The 17,745-nt window shown below is 68.7% G+C and carries 20 protein-coding genes; 10 read left to right on the top strand and 10 right to left on the bottom strand.

Annotated elements, in window-relative coordinates; all coding sequences use genetic code 11:
* Nucleotides 1-14: 14 nt before the first annotated feature.
* The gene (locus ACQY72_RS13225; RefSeq protein WP_428154084.1) at nt 15-593 is read left to right on the top strand and encodes a GNAT family N-acetyltransferase; all 579 of its coding nucleotides are present in this window, start codon (nt 15-17) and stop codon (nt 591-593) included.
* 31 nt (nt 594-624) lie between these two features.
* On the top strand, nt 625-2,292 hold the full coding sequence (locus ACQY72_RS13230) for a putative bifunctional diguanylate cyclase/phosphodiesterase (RefSeq protein ID WP_428154086.1): 1,668 nt from the start codon (nt 625-627) through the stop codon (nt 2,290-2,292).
* Nucleotides 2,293-2,296: 4 nt separating this feature from the next.
* Here the strand turns inward: ACQY72_RS13230 and ACQY72_RS13235 are convergent, their stop codons facing one another.
* Entirely contained in the window at nt 2,297-3,163 is an 867-nt protein-coding gene (locus ACQY72_RS13235; RefSeq protein WP_428154087.1) for an MBL fold metallo-hydrolase, read from the bottom strand.
* A gap of 71 nt (nt 3,164-3,234) precedes the next feature.
* Here ACQY72_RS13235 and ACQY72_RS13240 point away from each other — a divergent pair, with 71 nt between their 5' ends.
* From ACQY72_RS13240 to ACQY72_RS13260, 5 genes are all read left to right on the top strand, one after another.
* A complete protein-coding gene (locus ACQY72_RS13240) occupies nt 3,235-3,567 on the top strand; it encodes an ArsR/SmtB family transcription factor (RefSeq protein ID WP_428154088.1) in 333 nt (110 codons plus the stop codon).
* Nucleotides 3,568-3,572: 5 nt separating this feature from the next.
* Nucleotides 3,573-4,109: a rhodanese family protein gene (locus ACQY72_RS13245; protein ID WP_428154090.1), complete on the top strand. Its 537-nt coding sequence runs from the start codon at nt 3,573-3,575 to the stop codon at nt 4,107-4,109.
* A gap of 4 nt (nt 4,110-4,113) precedes the next feature.
* Nucleotides 4,114-4,896, top strand: coding sequence for a sulfite exporter TauE/SafE family protein (locus ACQY72_RS13250; protein ID WP_428154092.1), 783 nt, complete (start codon nt 4,114-4,116; stop codon nt 4,894-4,896).
* Between the two features lie 62 nt (nt 4,897-4,958).
* A complete protein-coding gene (locus ACQY72_RS13255; protein ID WP_428154094.1) occupies nt 4,959-6,659 on the top strand; it encodes a bifunctional protein-serine/threonine kinase/phosphatase in 1,701 nt (566 codons plus the stop codon).
* 139 nt (nt 6,660-6,798) lie between these two features.
* On the top strand, nt 6,799-7,635 hold the full coding sequence (locus ACQY72_RS13260) for an outer membrane protein (protein WP_159846172.1): 837 nt from the start codon (nt 6,799-6,801) through the stop codon (nt 7,633-7,635).
* A 23-nt stretch (nt 7,636-7,658) separates the two neighbouring features.
* Here ACQY72_RS13260 and ACQY72_RS13265 read toward each other — a convergent pair whose 3' ends face one another.
* Nucleotides 7,659-8,228, bottom strand: a complete 570-nt coding sequence (locus ACQY72_RS13265) for a YqgE/AlgH family protein (RefSeq protein WP_428154096.1) — start codon at nt 8,226-8,228, stop codon at nt 7,659-7,661.
* Between the two features lie 126 nt (nt 8,229-8,354).
* Here ACQY72_RS13265 and ACQY72_RS13270 point away from each other — a divergent pair, with 126 nt between their 5' ends.
* Both ACQY72_RS13270 and ACQY72_RS13275 read left to right on the top strand, forming a co-directional pair.
* Nucleotides 8,355-8,840, top strand: coding sequence for a peroxiredoxin (locus tag ACQY72_RS13270; RefSeq protein ID WP_428154097.1), 486 nt, complete (start codon nt 8,355-8,357; stop codon nt 8,838-8,840).
* A gap of 51 nt (nt 8,841-8,891) precedes the next feature.
* The gene (locus tag ACQY72_RS13275) at nt 8,892-9,320 is read left to right on the top strand and encodes a very short patch repair endonuclease (RefSeq protein ID WP_428154099.1); all 429 of its coding nucleotides are present in this window, start codon (nt 8,892-8,894) and stop codon (nt 9,318-9,320) included.
* On the opposite strand, the gene ACQY72_RS13280 is transcribed toward ACQY72_RS13275, so the two are convergent.
* The 5 genes from ACQY72_RS13280 to ACQY72_RS13300 all read right to left on the bottom strand — a co-directional run bounded on the left by ACQY72_RS13280 (nt 9,296) and on the right by ACQY72_RS13300 (nt 13,971).
* A complete protein-coding gene (locus ACQY72_RS13280) occupies nt 9,296-11,203 on the bottom strand; it encodes an ATP-binding protein (protein ID WP_428154100.1) in 1,908 nt (635 codons plus the stop codon). The two genes, ACQY72_RS13275 and ACQY72_RS13280, sit on opposite strands and share 25 nt — an antisense overlap.
* A 70-nt stretch (nt 11,204-11,273) precedes the next feature.
* Nucleotides 11,274-12,320, bottom strand: coding sequence for a quinone-dependent dihydroorotate dehydrogenase (locus ACQY72_RS13285; RefSeq protein WP_428154101.1), 1,047 nt, complete (start codon nt 12,318-12,320; stop codon nt 11,274-11,276).
* Nucleotides 12,317-12,661: a DUF952 domain-containing protein gene (locus ACQY72_RS13290; protein ID WP_428154102.1), complete on the bottom strand. Its 345-nt coding sequence runs from the start codon at nt 12,659-12,661 to the stop codon at nt 12,317-12,319. The genes ACQY72_RS13285 and ACQY72_RS13290 overlap by 4 nt, the downstream gene beginning before the upstream one ends.
* Nucleotides 12,658-13,182 carry a SixA phosphatase family protein gene (locus ACQY72_RS13295; RefSeq protein ID WP_428154104.1) on the bottom strand — a complete coding sequence of 175 codons (525 nt, stop codon included), beginning with the start codon at nt 13,180-13,182 and terminating at the stop codon, nt 12,658-12,660. Before ACQY72_RS13295 ends, ACQY72_RS13290 begins: the two co-directional genes overlap by 4 nt.
* A gap of 48 nt (nt 13,183-13,230) precedes the next feature.
* A complete protein-coding gene (locus ACQY72_RS13300) occupies nt 13,231-13,971 on the bottom strand; it encodes a class I SAM-dependent methyltransferase (RefSeq protein ID WP_428154106.1) in 741 nt (246 codons plus the stop codon).
* Nucleotides 13,972-14,017: 46 nt separating this feature from the next.
* Here ACQY72_RS13300 and gloB point away from each other — a divergent pair, with 46 nt between their 5' ends.
* The gene (gene gloB / locus ACQY72_RS13305) at nt 14,018-14,740 is read left to right on the top strand and encodes a hydroxyacylglutathione hydrolase (protein WP_428154108.1); all 723 of its coding nucleotides are present in this window, start codon (nt 14,018-14,020) and stop codon (nt 14,738-14,740) included.
* 265 nt (nt 14,741-15,005) lie between these two features.
* Here gloB and ACQY72_RS13310 read toward each other — a convergent pair whose 3' ends face one another.
* The 3 genes from ACQY72_RS13310 to ACQY72_RS13320 all read right to left on the bottom strand — a co-directional run bounded on the left by ACQY72_RS13310 (nt 15,006) and on the right by ACQY72_RS13320 (nt 17,741).
* Nucleotides 15,006-15,722 carry a DUF4908 domain-containing protein gene (locus tag ACQY72_RS13310; protein ID WP_428156712.1) on the bottom strand — a complete coding sequence of 239 codons (717 nt, stop codon included), beginning with the start codon at nt 15,720-15,722 and terminating at the stop codon, nt 15,006-15,008.
* 100 nt (nt 15,723-15,822) lie between these two features.
* Complete coding sequence (phbB, locus tag ACQY72_RS13315) at nt 15,823-16,548, bottom strand: acetoacetyl-CoA reductase (protein WP_428154109.1); 726 nt, start codon at nt 16,546-16,548, stop codon at nt 15,823-15,825.
* A gap of 131 nt (nt 16,549-16,679) precedes the next feature.
* Nucleotides 16,680-17,741, bottom strand: a complete 1,062-nt coding sequence (locus ACQY72_RS13320) for an NAD(P)-dependent alcohol dehydrogenase (protein WP_428154110.1) — start codon at nt 17,739-17,741, stop codon at nt 16,680-16,682.
* Nucleotides 17,742-17,745 lie beyond the last annotated feature (4 nt).

Genomic DNA, 17,745 nt, shown 5'->3' on the forward strand with positions numbered 1-17,745 from the left:
TTGTATGAGGCGTCATGGCCCTGCTGGACTGGATGAGCGATGTGGCCGGGCCGGTGGTCCGGGGCGACGGCGTGCTGCTGCGGCCGCCGCGCGCGGGCGACTATGCCGCCTGGTCCACGCTGCGTGACGGGTCGCGCGACTATCTGCAACCGTGGGAGCCGGCCTGGCCCGAGGACGACCTGACCAAGGCGGCGTTCCGGCGTCGGCTGTCGATCTATGCGCGCGAGATGGAACTGGGCCACGCCTGGCCCTTCTTCGTGCTGGTGGACGGGGGCAAGACCCTGGCGGGGGCGGTGACCCTGTCGAATGTGCGGCGCGGCGTCGCCGAGACCGGGACGCTGGGCTACTGGATCGGCCAGCCCCATTCCGGCCAAGGCGTGGCGACGGCGGCGGTGCAGGCGGTGGTCGGCTATGCGTTCGACAAGCTGAAACTGCACCGGCTGGAGGCGGCCTGCCTGCCGAGCAACCACGGATCGCGCCGGGTTCTGGAGAAATCGGGCTTTCGCAACGAAGGTCGGGCTCGCGCTTATTTGAAAATTAACGGCGAGTGGGCAGATCATCTGCTGTTCGGCCTGGTCGAGGACGAGCGTTGACGGCCGGGGGCCGTCTGGAAGGGCGAGACGCGTGACACCACGATCCCGATCGCTGGCCTGGGACGCCACGACCGCCATCGAGGCGTTGGCCGCCGCCGATACGGCGCTGTGGGTCTGGACGCCGGCGACGGACGAACTGCGCTTCACCGGCGCGACGCGGTCGCTGGGCCTGGGGCCGCTGGCCCCGGAATGCACGGCCGCCGGCTTTGTCGCCCTGGCCATGCCTCAGGATCGCAGCCTGGCCGAACGCATGCTGAAGCCCCAGGACGAGGGGGCCGAGGTCGCCGTGCGCCTGCGGATGCGCGGGTCCGAGACCTGCCTTTGGCGCGGCGTCTGGCTGGAGGACGGACTGCGCGCCGCCGGCGTCGTGGCGCTGGAGACCAAGTTCGCCGGATCGGATCGCGACACGCTGACGGGCCTTCTGGACCGTCGCGCCTTCCTGGCGCGCGTGGGCGAGGTTCTGACCCAGCCCGGCGAATACGAGATCGTGGTCGGCGACGTCGACCGGCTGCGGCGCCTGAACGAGGCGCTGGGACATGAACGCACCGACCTGGTGCTGTCGGCCCTGGGTTCGCGCCTGGCCGCCGCCTTCAACAAGGACGCCTCGGCGGCGCGGATCGGCGAGGACGAGTTCGCCATCATCGTGCCCAGGACCGCCTCGCACACCAGCTATCGCGTGCGGGACGCGCTGGAGCAGCCGCTGCGGGTGGCGGGCTTCGACATCTATCCGACCGTCTCCATCGGGGCGGTGATGGTGGAGGGCGGGCCGGATGCGCCCGACGCCGCCGAACTGTTGCGCCGGGTCGAGCTGGCGGTCGAATCGGCCAAGGGCGCCGGGCGCGGCGGATCGGCCGCCTATGGCCGGGCGCTGGAAAGCGACTCCTTAAGCCGTTTGGCGCTGGAGGCGGACCTGCGGAACGCCTTCGTGCGCGGCGAGATCGTGCCCTTCTTCCAGCCCATCGTGAACCTGAACACCGGGGCGGTGGCGGGCTTCGAGGCCCTGGCGCGCTGGCGTCACCCGCGGCGCGGCCTGGTGCCGCCGGACGAGTTCCTGGGCCTGACGGCCGATCTGGGCATGATGAACGACCTGGGCCTGCTGATGATGACCCAGTCGGCGCGGCAGCTGGCGGAATGGATCGAACGCCATCCGCTGGCCGGCAAGATGTTCTGCAGCGTCAACCTGTCGGTCGGCGAGATCGAACGCCCGCACCTGTGCGAGGACGTGGCGCGCATCATCAAGGAAAGCGGCCTGCCCAGGGGCGCGCTGAAGCTGGAAGTCACCGAGGGCGACATCATGCGCGACACCGCGCGCGCCGCCGAGGTGCTGCAGTCGCTGAAGGACGTCGGGGCGTCGCTGGCGCTGGACGACTTCGGCACCGGCTTCTCGTCCCTGTCCTATCTGGCGCGCCTGCCGTTCGATACGCTGAAGATCGACCGCTATTTCGTGCTGACGATGAACAAGGACGAGGGCTCGGCCAAGATCGTCAAGTCGGTGGTCAACCTGGGCCGCGATCTGGAACTGGAAGTCGTCGCCGAAGGGGTCGAGAACGCCGAACTGGCCGCCCTGCTGCTGGAAGCCCAGTGCCACTACGGCCAGGGCTTCGGCTATGCGCCGGCGCTCCCGGCCCAGGAGGCGGAGGTCTATCTGGCCGAAAGCCTGGCCGACGGCACCGCCCCGCTGAAGCAGCGCTCGGCTTAAGGCGTCAGATCGCGTTTAGCGGCAGGCGCAGATAGCGCTGTCCGCCGGCGTCGGGCGGCGGAAGGTCGCCGGCGCGGATGTTGACCTGGAGCGACGGCAGGATCAACTGGGGCGCGCCCAAGGCAGCGTCGCGGGTTTCGCGCATGGCCACGAAATCCTCTTCAGAGATCCCGCCGCCGACGTGGATGTTATGGGCGCGCTGATCGGCGACGGTGGTTTCGAACCGGTAGTCGGTGCGGTCCTGCGGCAGATAGTCGTGGCCGACGAAGACGCGGGTGTCGTCGGGCAGGGTCAGCAGGCGCTGGATCGACCGATAGAGGGTTCGCGCGTCGCCGCCGGGGAAGTCCGTGCGGGCCGTGCCGTAGTCCGGCATGAACAGGGTGTCGCCGGTGAAGACCGCGTCGCCGATCCTGTAGCTGACGCAGGCGGGGGTATGGCCCGGCGTGTGGATCACCTCGACCGAAAGCTCGCCCAGAGCGAATGAGTCGCCGTCGCCATACAGATGGTCGAACGCCCGACCGTCGCTGCGCACGTCATCGGCCCCGAACAGGGGGGCGAAGGTCGACTGCACCTCGGTGATATGGGCGCCGATGCCGATGGAGACGCCCGTCGCGCGCCGAAGATGGGCGGCGGCCGTCAGGTGATCGGCATGGGCGTGGGTCTCCAGCACCATCGCCAACGTCAGGCCCGCGCCTTCGAGCGCCGCTATCACGGCGTCGATCGATCGGGTGGAGGTGCGGGCGGACGCGGCGTCGAAATCCAGCACCGGGTCGATGATGGCGGCCATGCCGGTGGCCGGGTCGCTGACCAGATAGGTCACGGTATGGGTCGCGGGGTCGAAGAAGCCGCGAACGTTGGGGTTGTGGGCCATGGGGAAGGCTCCTTTCGCGCTTCAACATATTAGGTATTGCTAATTTAGCAAGCGCGAATATATTGCGGCTCATGATCGACCTTCAAACCATCGGACTTGAGCGTTTCCAGGCCAGCGCGGGCGAGGCGGCGGCCCTGCTGCGCGCTCTGTCCAACGAGAAACGGCTGATGATCCTGTGCCAACTGGGCGAGGGCGAGATGTCGGTCGGCCAGCTTCTGCCGCTGGTCGGCCTGTCGCAGTCGGCCCTGTCCCAGCATCTGGCCAAGCTGCGGGACGAGGCCTTGGTGGCGACGCGGCGCGACGGCACGGCGGTGTTCTACCGCATCGCCGACCCGGCCGTGCTGAAGGTGATCGCCGTCCTGGCTGAAATCTACTGTCCCCCTCTTGTCCCCGAAAAGGAATGACCCCGATGCCCGTCCTGACCCCCTTGTCCCCCGCCGAGGTCTCGCGCCGCCTGATGGAAAACAGCGCCGTCCTGATCGACATTCGCGAACAGGACGAGTTCGTCCGCGAACATGTCGCGGGCGCGGTCCATGCGCCGCTGTCCAGTTTCGATGAGTCCGCGCGCAACCTTGCGGACGGGCGCGACGTGATCTTCACTTGCCGGACCGGAAACCGGACGGGCGTCAACTGCGACCGCCTGGCGGCCCAGGTTCCGGGTCAGGCCTTCGTCCTGGACGGCGGGCTGGACGCCTGGAAGAGGCAAGGCCTGGCGACCCGCACCGACCGGTCCAAGCCCATCGAGCTGATGCGGCAGGTGCAGATGACAGCCGGCGGTCTGATCCTGACCGGGGCGGCGCTCGGCCTGTTGGTGCATCCCGCCTTCTGGGGCCTGTCCGCCTTCGTCGGCGCCGGCCTGTTCTTTGCGGGAGCCACCGGCTTCTGCGGCATGGCGCGTCTGCTGGCCGTCATGCCCTGGAACAGAAGCGCGGCTGGGGGCGCCTGACGCCATGACGACCGACCTGTTAAGCCTGAGCCTCGCCGCCTTCAGCGGCGGCGTCGTCGCCCTGCTGCTGACGCTGTTCGGCGGCGGCGGGTCGGTGCTGGCGGTGCCGTTGCTGCTTTACGTCGTCGGCGTTCGTGATCCGCATGTCGCCGTCGGCGTCTCGGCGGCGGGGGTGTCGCTGAACGCCCTGACCGCCCTGGCCGGCCAGGCCAAGGCCGGGCGGGTGCGCTGGCCCTGCGCCATCCTGTTCGCCGTCACCGGGGCGGCGGGCGCCTGGTTCGGGTCGTCCCTGGCCAAGATGATCGACGGCCATCAGCTTTTGCTGATCTTCGCGGTCGCCATGGCGGCGGTGGGCGTGTCGATGCTGCGGCCCAAGCCCGTCGTCGTTCGCGCCGAGCCCCGACTCAACTGGGCCATGTCGCCCAATGTCGGCCTGGCCGGGGCGGGGGTCGGGTCGGCGGCGGGCTTCTTCGGCATCGGCGGCGGGTTCCTGATCGTGCCCGGCCTGATGGCGGCGACGGGCATGAGCCTGGCGACCGCCCAGGCGACGTCCCTGCTCAGTGTGGCGGCCTTCGGGGCCACGACGGCCGGCAACTACGCCCTATCCGGCTGGATCGATCCGGGTCTGGTCGCGGCCATGACCGTGGGCGGGGTGGCGGGCACGGCGGCCGGCCTGCCGCTGGCGCGCCGACTGGGCGCCAATGTCGCGCTGGGCCGCGCCCTGTTCGCCGGGCTTATCCTGGTGGTCGCCGCCTATGTCGCGGTTCGCGCGGTTCTGGCGCTTTGAGGCCAAGGCATCGTCCGTGAGGCGTCTAGCCATAGGATCATAAATCCCGGACACTCGCCGCCATGACAGACGCCAGACTGGAGATCGCCGCCGGCTTTGCGACCTTGCAGGGGCCCAAGGCGGACAATCAGGATTTCGGCGGCGTCCATATCGGCACGGCGGCCGAGCAGCGCGAGCATGGGGTGGTGGCGGTGATCGCGGACGGGGTGTCGGGGTCCAAGGCGGGGCGGATGGCGGCGGAGCTGACGACGCGCAGCTTCATCGACGGCTATCTGGACCAGAACCCGCTGAACGGCATCGCCGCCAACGGGATCAAGGCGCTGCGGGGCTTCAACCGCTGGCTCCATTCGCGCGGCAAGATCGATCCGGCGATGGAGGCGGCGGCGACCACCTTCACGGCGGTGATCCTGCGCGGGCGCGAGGCGACGGCTCTGCATGTCGGCGACAGCCGGGCCTGGCATTTCCGTGACGGGGTGCTGACGCGGCTGACCGAGGATCATACGCGCGCCCAGCAGGGGCTCAGCCATGTGCTGTATCGTGCGGTGGGCATCGAGGCGGACGTGAAGCTGGACGTGCGTCAGGTGCGGCTGGAGCCGCACGACCGGTTGCTGCTGACCACCGACGGGGTGCATGGGGTGCTGACCGACGCGGTGATCGCGGGCCTGCTGGGGCGACGCAGCTCGCCCGACGCGGACGCAAAGGCGATTCTGGCCGAGGTCGAGGCGGCGGGGGCGCGCGATAACGCCACCGCCATCGTCATCGACGTGGTCCGCACCGGCGCGCCCGACTGGGAGGCGATCACGGCCGAGGCGGAAGGTCTGGCCATCCTGCCGCCGCCCGCCGTGGGCGACAATGTCGACGGCTTCGCCTTGCAGCGGCTGGTCGCGGACGGGCGCTATACGCGACTGTTCCTGGGCAAGGACACGCTGGGCGACGGGAGCATGGTGGTGTTGAAGTTTCCCAAGCCCGCCGTGGTGTCAGAGCGCGGCGCGCGCACCGCCTTCCTGCGCGAGGCCTTCATCGGGCGGCGCATCGACAGCCCGTTCGTCGGCAAGGTGCTGAGCCTGGATGCGGGCCGCCAGAGCCGTCTGTATATCGCACAGCCCTTTTATGCCGGTCAGACCCTGCATGCGCGATTGGCTGAGGAGGGGCCGTTCGAGATCGCAGAGGGGATCGGCGTGGCCCTGCGTCTGTCGCGGGCGGTGTCGGCCCTGCACCGTGCGGGGGTGACCCACCGCGACATCAAGCCGGACAATGTGATCCTGGAGACGAACGGCGGGCTGAAGCTGGTCGATCTGGGGGTGGCGCGGCTCAGGCTGGCCGAGGAGTTCGCAGAGGCCGAGGCGCCCGGCACCGCCGGCTACAAGGCGCCCGAGATGTATGCGGGCGAGAGCGGGAACGCCGCCACCGACCAGTTCGCCCTGGGGGTGACGCTGTATCGGCTGTTCACCCGCACCTATCCGTGGGGCGAGGTCGATCCGGCCGATGCGCCACGCTTCGACCGTGCGCCCGTTGCTCCGACGCGGCATCGGCCGGACATGCCCGCCTGGCTGGAGGCGGCCATCATGCGCGCCGTCGCCGTCGATCCGAACGAGCGGTTCGAGGATGTGGAGGAGCTGATCCATGTGCTGGAAACCGGCAGCGCCGTCGCCGCTCCGCCGCCGCGCCAACTGTCCCTGATCGAACGCGATCCGGTGCGGTTCTGGCAGGGGGTCAGCCTGCTGCTTTTGCTGGCGCTGCTGGTGTCGATGACGACGCGTTAGGCCCCCATACGTCGCAACACAGCTTTTGGATGTGCGACATTTAGCGATGCGACGTCAGGGAACCTGTGGCCGGTTTTGGCTTTTGTGACGGCGAGCGGGGACGTCGCGCCCGCAAGTTTTGGCACGAAAGCCTCCCCCAATGATCAAGACACTCGCATCCAGCGCCCTGGCGCTGGCCATGGTCTCCACCCCCGCCCTGGCGCAGTCCGTGGCCCCCGACTGGTCCGGCCCCTACGTCGGCATCTTCGGCGGCTATAACCAGTCGAACGACGACGGCGACGAAAACCTCGGCTTCGACCGCAATCTGGACGGCCGCTACGGCGACCAGGTCTCGACCGCCCTCGGCGCCAACGCCTTCAGCCCCGGCTACTGCGGCGGCATGGCGACCAGCACCGCGCCCGGCACAGGCTGCCGTGACGACAACGACGGTGTCGAAGCGGGCGTCCGCGCCGGCTACGACATGCAGTTCGGCAACTTCGTCGTCGGCGCCCTGGCGGAATACAGCGTCAACAACGTCCAGGACTCGGTGACCGGCTTCTCGACCACCCCGGCCTTCTACACCTTCACGCGCGAGCTGGAGAGCACGGCGGCCGCCCGTCTGAAGCTGGGCTACGCCTATGGCCCGGCCCTGATCTACGGCACCGGCGGCTATGCCTACGGCAAGTTCGAGAACAAGTTCCGCACCTCGAACCAGGCCAACAGCTTCACCGAAACCAGCGAAAGCGATGACGGCGACGGCTGGCAGGCCGGCGGCGGCGTGGAATACGCCCTGGGTCGCGGCCTGACCGTCAACGGCGAATACCTGTACACCTCGCTGGACGTGGAAAGCCCGGTGATCCGCGTCGGCAACACCGGCACGACCCCGGCCGCCAACCCCTTCATCTCGGCCCCGAACACCACGGGTACCGATATGATCCGCAGCAACGGCAAGTTCGGAACCCACATGTTCCGCATCGGCATGAACTACCGCTTCTAGGTCCTGAAATGGGGCGGCTGGGTTTAGGCCCGGCCGCCCTGGCTGGACAACATGGCCGCGTCCACGCCCATCTGGGCCAGGGCGCGGGTCCATTTCGACGTGTGTTCGCCGTCGAAGATCAGATCGAGATCGGCGTCGGCAGTCAGCCAGACGTTATCGGCCAACTCCCCTTCCAACTGACCCTCGCCCCAGCCGGCATAGCCCAGCAGCAGGGCGGAACGGCTCGGCCCCGAGACCTCGTCGGTCATGGCGGCCAAGGCCTCGCGCGTGCCGGTCATGGCCAGGCCGTCGCCGAACGGCAGGCTGTCGTCGCCGATCATCCAGTCGTCGGTATGAAGCACGAACCCGCGCTCGCGCTCGACCGGCCCGCCCATCAGGACCGCACGGCCGATCGACTGGTCCGGGGCCGGGGCCTCCAGCTTGTCCAGGACCGTCTTCAGATCCACCCCCGGCGCCGGTCGGTCCAGCCGCAGCCCCATGGCATGGTCGGGGCCGTGGGCGCAGATCAGGATGACGGCGTGTTCGAACCGGGGATCGTCGATACCGGGCATGGCGACCAGCAGGCGGCCGGTCAGGGTGGAGGCTTGGCTCATCATCCGATCATCGGTCGCGAAAGCGGCGCTTGCAAGTCGAGCGGACGCTTGCGGTCCCGGCGGCGCTCTCTATGTGTCGCAGGCGGTGTTTCCTACCCCGTCAGCCCCAACCTCAGCGAGACAATCATGACCATCCAGATCGGCGATCGCATCCCGAACGCGACCCTCGCCCAGGCGACCGCCGAGGGGCCCAAGCCCGTCAGCACCGCCGACATCTTCGCGGGCAAGACCGTGGCCCTGTTCGCCGTGCCCGGCGCCTTCACCCCGACCTGCTCGGCGCGCCACCTGCCGGGCTTCAAGGATCATCTGGCCGACATCCAGGGCAAGGGCGTCGATACGGTCGCCTGCATCTCGGTCAACGACGCCTTCGTCATGAAGGCCTGGGCCGACAGCCAGGACATCACCGACGACAGCATCGTCATGCTGGCCGACGGCAACGGCGAACTGACCAAGGCCCTGGGCCTGGTGCTGGACGGTTCGGGCTTTGGCCTGGGCGAGCGCTCGCAGCGCTATTCGATGCTGGTCAAGGACGGCACCGTCACCCAGCTGAACATCGAACAGGGCGGCGAGTTCAAGGTTTCGTCGGCCGAGCATCTGCTGGCTCAGCTTTGATGTTTGTCGGGCCGCTCTATCGCTTCGCTACTTGAGCGCGGCCCCACGGTTATGACGGACGTCTTCAGCCCCGAGAAACGCAGCGCCGTGATGCGTCGCGTGAAGGGCAAGGATACGTCGCCGGAACTGGCCGTGCGCAGGACTCTGCGTGCGGCCGGGATCGGTTATCGGCTGGGCGGGGCGGGTCTGCCCGGTCGTCCGGATGTCGTGATGAAGGGCCGCCGGATCGCCCTGTTCGTCCACGGCTGTTTCTGGCACGGCCATGACTGCGCACGCGGCGCGCGCCAGCCCAAGACCAACGCCGAATACTGGATCGCCAAGATCGCCCGCAATCGCGTGCGCGACGCCGCCGCCGTTCAGGCGCTGGAGGCGTCAGGGTGGCGCGTGGTGACGGTCTGGGAATGCGAGATGCGGCGCCCCGACTTTGCGACGACTTTGGTCGCTGCCGTGAAAGGTCAGGCGGCCTCGGTCCGGGCCTGAGCGGCGGTCTCGTCCAGGACGTGTTGCAGGGCGCCGATCAGCGCTGTGGGCGTCAGGGGCTTGGAGACGAAATAGGCCATGCCGGCCGCCTGACAGGCCGCGACATCCTCGGGCGCGGTGTCGGCGGTGACGGCGACGACGGGCGTGCGGGCGTTGGGTCCGCCGCCGCTGCGCAGGCGGCGCGTGGTCTCGCGCCCGTCCAGCTCGGGCATCCTCACATCCATGAAGATGACGTCGAAGACGGCTTCCTCGCAGCGCTGAAGCGCGATCAGACCATCGGCGGCGGTGGTGATCTCGCAGCCCAGCGGCTGAAGGATCAACTGCACGGCGCGGCGGTTGATGTCGTGGTCGTCCACGACCAGCAGGCGCAGGGGTTGGTCGTCGGCGTCGTCGGCGTCGCCGGCTTCGGCCTCGGCTTCGGTCGCCGCAGGTTCGGGCGTCGGTTCGGGCGCCGGCTCGGGCTCGGGTGCGACGACGGCCTGGACGGCGGGCATGAAGGGAGCCAGCGACCGGGCGATGTCCAGGCGGCTTTCCTCGACGATCTCGGTGATCGGTTCGGCGTCCTCGCCCTTGGGCAGGATCAGGGAGACGGTGAAGCGCGACCCTTGGCCGGGCGTGCTGCGCACCGTCAGGCGTCCGCCCATCAGGTCGATCAGATTGCGGCTGATCGCCAGGCCCAGGCCCGAACCGCCATAGCGGGCGCTGACGCCGTCGGCCGTCTGGTCAAAGGGGGTGAACAGGCGCGCCAACTGGTCGGTCGTCATGCCGGGGCCGGTGTCGACGATCTCGAACAACAGGGCGTAGCCCGACGGCTCCTCGGACCAGGCCTGGACCCGCAGGGTGATCTGACCTTCCTCGGTGAACTTCATCGCGTTCGACATCAGGTTGTTCAGCACCTGACGGATGCGCATCACGTCGCCCTTGACCTGGCGCGGGACGCCGTTGGCGCCCTCGACGCGCAGCCTCAGACCCTTGGCGTCGGCCAGGCCGCGCCACAGCCGAAGCGTCTGGGCCAGCATCTGACGCAGGTCGAAGTCATTGGCCTCGACCGTCATGCGGCCCGCGCCGATACGGCTGTGGTCCAGCAGGTCGTCCAACAGGGCCTTCATCATCAGGCCGGCGTCGGTGATCAGGTTGGCGCTGGCGCGAGACTGGGCGTCGGGCGCGCGCAGTTCGGCGGCGCCGGTCAGGATGGCGCCGATGGGCGTGCGCAGGTCGTGACCGACGGCGGCCAGGAAGGCGGTGTGATCGGCCAGGCTGCGTTCGGCCGTGAGGCGCAGGTCCTGGGCCTCGGCATGGGCGCGGATCAGATCGGTCGTGGCGTCGCTCATTCGCTGCCAGGTGACGACGACGTAGAAGGCGTACAGGACCACCGTCGCCGCCGCCGTCATCACCAGCGGTGCGGGCGCGCCGAACGAATAGGCGAAGAAGGGCGTCGCCATCAGATAGAGCAGTTGAGGCGCCAGGCTGGCGATCATCATCGGCTGGCAACGCGCGGCGGTCGTCATGGACGACAGCATGATCGCGGGCAGCATCAGGGCCGCGCAGACCCCGCCCAGAGGGCCGCCGATCTGCCACATCACCAGGGACAGGCCGCCGAACACTGTAGCGCTGACGGCCAGGGCGATGCAGCCGGCGATCTTGCGCGCCTTGGACATCTCGCCCTTGTCGCCGCGCGTGAAGGGACCGAAGACCACCAGTTCGATGCCCTGGCACGCCACATACAGGACGATCCAGCTCAGGCTGAACCAGACGCCCACCATCGGCGTGACCACCAGGGCCACGGCGCAGCCCGAGGCGACGCGCTGCACCAGCGCGCTACGACGTTGGCGCAAGGCGGCGGTCCAGCCGCTTTCAGCCTTATCGACGACGGTCGATTTCATGCAGGCCCTCTAAGGACGAACGCCGGTCGTTCGTATCGGCTAAAATATGCCGATCGAGCCTAACGCTCCGTCAACGGGCCGCGCCGATCGCCTCGGTTGCTGTGGAAAAACCGTCGGCGCGCAGCCGGGCGGCCAGGTCGCGCTTGATGCGGGCGACCAGGCCCGGCCCTTCGTAGATAAGGGCGGAATAGATCTGGACCGCCGTGGCGCCCAGGCGGATGCGGGCATAGGCCTCGGCCCCGCTGTCGATGCCGCCCACCGCGATCAGGGGCAGGCGACCGGCCGCCGCCTCGGCCGCTGCGCGCAAAGCCTTTTCCGCGAACGGACGGATGGGCGCGCCGGACAGGCCGCCCATCTCGTGCGCGTCGGTTGAGCGCAGGGTGTCGGGCCGTTCCAGCGTGGTGTTGGACACGATCAGGCCGTCGATCCGGTGGGCCAGCGAGGCCTCGACGATCATGCCGATCTCGTCGGCGATCAGGTCGGGCGCGATCTTCAGGAAGACGGGGACGCGGTCGGGGCCGGCGACGGGGCGGGCGGCGTCGATGCGGCCCAGCAGATCGTCCAGCTGCTCACGCCCCTGAAGCGCGCGCAGGCCCGGCGTATTGGGCGAGGAGATGTTGACGGTGAAGTATGATGCGCGACCGGCCAGTCGCTCCAGGCCCGCAACATAGTCCGCCGCCTTGTCCTCGGTATCCTTGTTGGCCCCCAGATTGGCGCCGACGACCACGCCCGAGGGGCGGCGATCCAGTCGGGCGGCGAAGGCGTCCAGCCCGGCGTTGTTGAACCCCATCCGGTTGATGATGGCCCGGTCCTCGCTGAGGCGAAACAGACGCGGTTTGAGATTTCCGGCCTGGGCGCGCGGGGTGACCGAGCCGCATTCGACGAAACCAAAGCCCAGGCGCGACAGGCCGCGCAGGGCCTCGCCGTTCTTGTCCAGACCCGCCGCCAGACCGACCGGATTGGGCAGGTCCAGACCCGCCAGACGCGTATGCAGGATCGGATCGTCGGCGGGCGGCGAAGGCAGGGGGGCGAGCGCCAAACCCTTGATCGCCAGCTGGTGCGCCTGTTCCGGGTCGAGCCGTCTCAGCAGGGCGGCGCCCAAATCGGCCAGGCTCATTGGTCGTCCTCGAACGCCATGTGGCCGTCGGCCGTGACCGAGAAGCCGCGCGATGCGGTGACGGCGGCGACGGGCAGTGGCGCATAGAGATGGGGGAACAGCTCGCCGCCGCGCGAAGGCTCCCAGATCAGGTCGTCGCCGAAGCGGGTCAGATTTACCGTCAGCAGCAGCAGGTCGCCGCGCCCGGCGAAGTGACGCCGCGCGGTCTCGGCCAGTTGCGCCTCGGTCGACATGTGGATGTAGCCGTCGGCCAGATCGACCGGCGCGCCGTCATAGCGGCCCTCGGCGATTGCGGCGCGCCATTCGGCGGCGTCGACGATCTTGTAGGCTATGTCGGTCATGCTGAAGGCGCGCCCAAGGCACGCGGCGTCAGGAAGCCTTCGTAGGTGCAGCGTCCCGCCACATCGACGGTGAACAGGGCGGCCGCGCCGGTCGGGAAACCGCCCGACAGCCGGTCCACGACCGCCGGAGAGGCGGCGCTCTCGATCAGATATTCGGCCGCCAGCACATGGACGCCCGGATTGTGGGCCAGGATCAGCAGGCAGCCGGCCTCGTCCTCGCTGGCCTCGACGAAGCGGCGGATCACGTCGGAGGGGGCGTTGTACAGGGCGGCCTCGTCGCGGACCTCGACGTCGCCGAAGGCGTCGTGCATCTGCTCCCAGGTCTGGCGGGTGCGCACGGCGCCGGAGACCAGGGCCAGGTCCGGCTTCAGCCCCCGCTCGGCCAGCGCACGCCCCATCAGCACGGCCTCGGCGCGGCCGGCGGCGGACAGGGGGCGGGCCTCGTCGCCGCCGCCGGACGGGGCGGAGGTTTCGGCCTGGGCGTGCCGCATCAGGATCAGTCGGTGCATGATCTTCGCCATAAGGCGGTTTCCCCTCCGCGACCAGATGGCGCGGGTGTCAACTCCGCGTCAGCTGTGCGGCTTTCGTCGCGACGACAGGGCCGCCGGTTGGGGCGTCAGGACCGGGGCGGCGACGCGCTGGGCATGGCCGCTGGGCCGGATGCGGGCATAGTTCTGGCGCGAGGCCTCCAGCAGGATCAGGCCGGCGGTTCCGGGAAAGACGTGGCGGCCCACCTGTTCGAACCCGTCGGCCAGCCTCAGCATCGGCGCCCAGGGCGGCGCATACAGCGTCTGGGACCAGGCCATCGGCTCCAGCCCCACGTCGCGCACCAGACCTTCCAGCTGGCGTCGGGTGAAGGGGCGGCCATGACCGAAGGGGGTGTTGTCGGCCCGCGCCCACAGGCCGCCCCGCGCCGCCGCCGCCAGAATGATCCGCCCGGTGGGGGCCAGCGCCCGCACGGCTTCCAGCAGCAGGGCGGCGGGATCGTCCGCCTCCTCCAGGGCATGGACCAGCAGTATGCGGTCGAACGATCCGGCGGGAAAGGGAAGTCGGCGGTCGTCCACCAGCAGGGTGCGGTTGCGTCCGACCGTGGGCCAGTGTTCGACCCCTTGGCCGCCGGGCATGGCCGCGACCACGCGCCGGGCGCCGACGAAGGCGTCCAGCCACGGCGTCGCATAGCCGATGCCCAGAACGTCGCAATCGGCCGCCTCGCCCCAGGCGTCGTCCAGCCGTCGCGCCACCAGCCGTCGCGCAAGCGCCCCGGTCGGCTCGCCGTAAAAGGTTCGAAGCTCGTCGATGCTGCGCCGCATGGGCACACTATAGGCCTGTCGGCGGCCCTGCTGCTAGGATGGGCGCATGACCCTGGATGTGCATCTGTTCCCCTGCCGCAGCGACAACTACGGCTTCCTGATCCGCGACGCCGCGACGGGCGTGGTCGCGGCGGTCGATACGCCTGATGCAGCGCGGATTCTGGAGGAGCTGGAAGGCTTGGGCTGGGGACGGCTGGACCTGATCCTGAACACCCATTGGCACCCCGATCACACCGAGGGCAACGAACGGTTGAAGGCCGAGACGGGCTGCGAGATCGTAGGGCCGGAAGAGGTGCGCAAGGTCGCGCCGCTGGACCGCGTGGTCGCGGACGGCGACGTGGTGATGGTGGGCGAGACGCGGTTCGAGGTCACGGCGACGCCCGGCCACACCCTGGGCCATGTCGTGTTCCACGCACCGGCGGACGACCTGGCATTCACCGGCGACACCCTGTTCGCCCTGGGCTGCGGCCGATTGTTCGAAGGCACGCCGGAGCAGATGTTCGCCAGCCTGCAGAGCCTGAAGGCCTGGCCCGATCAGACCGTGATCTGGTGCGCGCACGAATATACGGCGTCGAACGCCCGCTTCACCCTGAGCCTGGACGACCGGCCCGAAACCCTGTCGCATGCCGAGGCGATCTTTGCGGCGCGGGACCGGGGCGAACCGACCGTGCCGACGACGCTGGGCGTGGAGAAGCGGTTCAATCCGTTCCTGACCGCGACGGATGCGGATCAGTTCGCCGCGCGCCGGGCGGGCAAGGACGCTTTTTAGAGGCGCTGGCGAAGGCGTTCATCACAACGGTCACGACGAGGTCACAACGACCACGACGGCGCCGAACGCGCGTCTGCTGCCCGCCCTCATGGCCAGGCCGTCGCTGATACTGCGGCTTCGCCGCGCCGCAGGCCATCAAGATTCTCCGAACCGGCACGGCTCCGTCGTGTTCGTCGTGACCTCGTCGTGATCGCTGTGATGAACCCCTTCTTGAATCGCGCCAATGGGTTTCATCGACCCGCCTCCGCCGAACCCAAAGTAGAATTCAGCGGTTCAGGGCCTCGCCGCCCACGACCCGCACGATCCGGGCGGACGACGGGCGACCGGCGATGCCGGCGTCGGCGTCGATGACGATCCGCAAAGTGCCCTGGACCAGGGTGACCGACGGACGGCCCTGGTCGGAGACGACGACGCGACGGACGCGCTCTACCTGGGCGCGCAGGTTGGACGAGCGGGCCATGCGGACGATGGCGTCGCTGGCGGCCGAGACGGTGTCGGCGGCGACCTGTTCCGAGCCGGGCTGGATGTCCACGTCGATGACGATCAACCGCCCCATCGCCTGGCTGGCGCGGTAGCTCTGGCGCATGAAGTAATCGACCAGCTGGGCGCCGGTCATGGCCGCATTGGCCAAACCCTGCGCATCGCCGACGCGCGAAGCGGGCGAGCCCTGGGGCGCCGTGGTCGTATAGAGGGTGACGCCGCCGTCGGGCGTGACCTTCAGCACCTGATCGCCGTTGTCGTTGCGATAGATGATGTCGCCGCGCGGCGCGGGCGTGGGACGCAGCACCCAGACCTCGGTCGACCGCTCCAGCCGCATCAGGGGACGCGAGCCGGAGGTGTCCAGGATGAAGCCCTGGCCGTTGCTGCTGACATAGCGGGCGGTCGGAGGGACCGTGCGGCGTGACTGGGCGTGGCTTTCGGACGGGACGACCACAGGCGCGACAACGCCCACGCCGATGACTGCGATGGCGGCGACGGCCATCGCAGTCACGCGTGGCGATTTTTTCGCCGTGACCGATCCCAACAACTTCATGACTGTCTTGATGAAACCCGCGCGCGGCGGATTTTGGGCGAAGGCGCCCTCAACCCACCAGGTACTGACCGCCGTTCAACGAGAGTGTGCAGCCTGTGACATATCCGGCACGCTCGCCGACCAGCCAGGACACCATGTCCGCGATCTCCTCGCCCTTGCCCAGGCGACCGACGGGGATGTGGCTGATGATGTTTTCCAAAACCTTGGGGTCCATGGCGCCGACCATTTCGGTGTCGATATAGCCGGGCGCGATACAGTTCACGGTCACGCCCTTGCGCGCATTCTCCAGCGCCAGCGCCTTGGTGAAGCCGATCATGCCGGCCTTGGCGGCGGAATAGTTGGTCTGGCCGATCTGACCCTTCTGGCCGTTGATCGAGGAGATGTTGACGATGCGGCCGTGGCCCCGGTCGCGCATGCCGTTGATCACCTGGCGCGTCATGTTGAAGACGCTGTCCATGTTGACGCGGATCACGTCGGACCACTGATCGTGGCTCATCTTGTGGAAGAAGCCGTCGCGGGTGATGCCGGCGTTGTTGATCAGGATGTCGATCGGGCCCAGTTCGGCCTCGACCTCCTGCACCGCGCGGGCGCAGTCGTCGAAACTGCCGACGTTGCCCTTGACCACCATGACGCCCAGCGCCTTGGCCGTGGCCTGGGCGGCCTCGTCATTGCCGGAATAGCCGGCGGCGACGCGGATGCCGTCCTCATTGAGGCGTTGAACGATCGCCTTGCCGATGCCGCGGGTCCCGCCCGTCACGAAAGCTACGCGCGTCATAATCGTCTCCTGTCCCTATGCTGGCCCTTGGAAGGCCTTGTCGGGTCTCAGGATTAACGAGGCAGCCGATGCGTGCAAGGCGTGAATCTGACGCGACGGAAGTTTCATGCTTCCGTCGCGTTCCTCGGGCGTCAGGCGGCCAGCTTTTCCATGTCGATGACGAAGCGATAGCGCACGTCGGACTTCAGCATCCGCTCGTAGGCGTCGTTGATCTGGTCCGGGGCGATGGTCTCGATGTCGCAGGCGATGCCGTGCTCGGCGCAGAAGTCGAGCATTTCCTGCGTCTCCTTGATGCCGCCGATCAGCGAGCCGGCGATGCGGCGACGACGCCACAGCAGCGGCAGGGCGAAGACCGGCAGGCCCTCGGTCGTCAGGCCCAGCATGATCATGGTGCCGTCACGCGCCAGAAGCTGGACGTGGCTGGCGATCTCGTGCGTGGCCGAGACGGTGTTGATGATCAGGTCGAACTTTTCTGCCGCCGCCTTCATCGCGTCCTTGTCGGAGTTGATCAGGAAGTGTTTGGCGCCCATCCGCTCGGCGTCCGCCTTCTTGCGGTCCGAGGTGGACAGGACGGTGACCTCCGCCCCCATGGCCGCCGCCAGCTTGACCGCCATATGGCCCAGACCGCCCAGGCCGATGACCGCCACCTTGGAGCCCGGTCCGACGCCCCATTCCTTCAGCGGCGAATAGGTGGTGATGCCGGCGCACAGCAGGGGCGCCGCGACGTCCAGCGCCAGGCTGTCGGGGATCGACAGGACGAAATGCTGATCGACCGTGATGTGGTCGGAATAGCCGCCCTGGGTGATGGCCTCGGCCGTGCCGCCCTTCTTGTCATTGCCGCCATAGGTGCCGGTGAAGCCGGGGATGCAGTACTGCTCGACGCCTTCCTGGCACGAGGCGCATTCGCGACAGCTGTCGACCATGCAGCCGACGCCGACGCGGTCGCCTTCCTTGAAGCGGGTGACGTTCGATCCGACCGCCTTAACCAGGCCGGCGATCTCGTGGCCGGGCACCAGCGGATAGGACTGGCCGCCCATTTCCCCGCGCGCGGCGTGCAGGTCGGAGTGGCAGACGCCGCAGTATTTGACGTCGATCAGCACGTCGTCCGGGCCGGGATCGCGGCGATCGAAGCTGTAGGGCGTCAGCGGCTTGTCGGCGGCGGTCGCGGCGAAGGCGCGTGTGGCGATCGGCATGGGA

The organism is Brevundimonas sp. (assembly GCF_965279155.1).
GTDB lineage: Bacteria > Pseudomonadota > Alphaproteobacteria > Caulobacterales > Caulobacteraceae > Brevundimonas.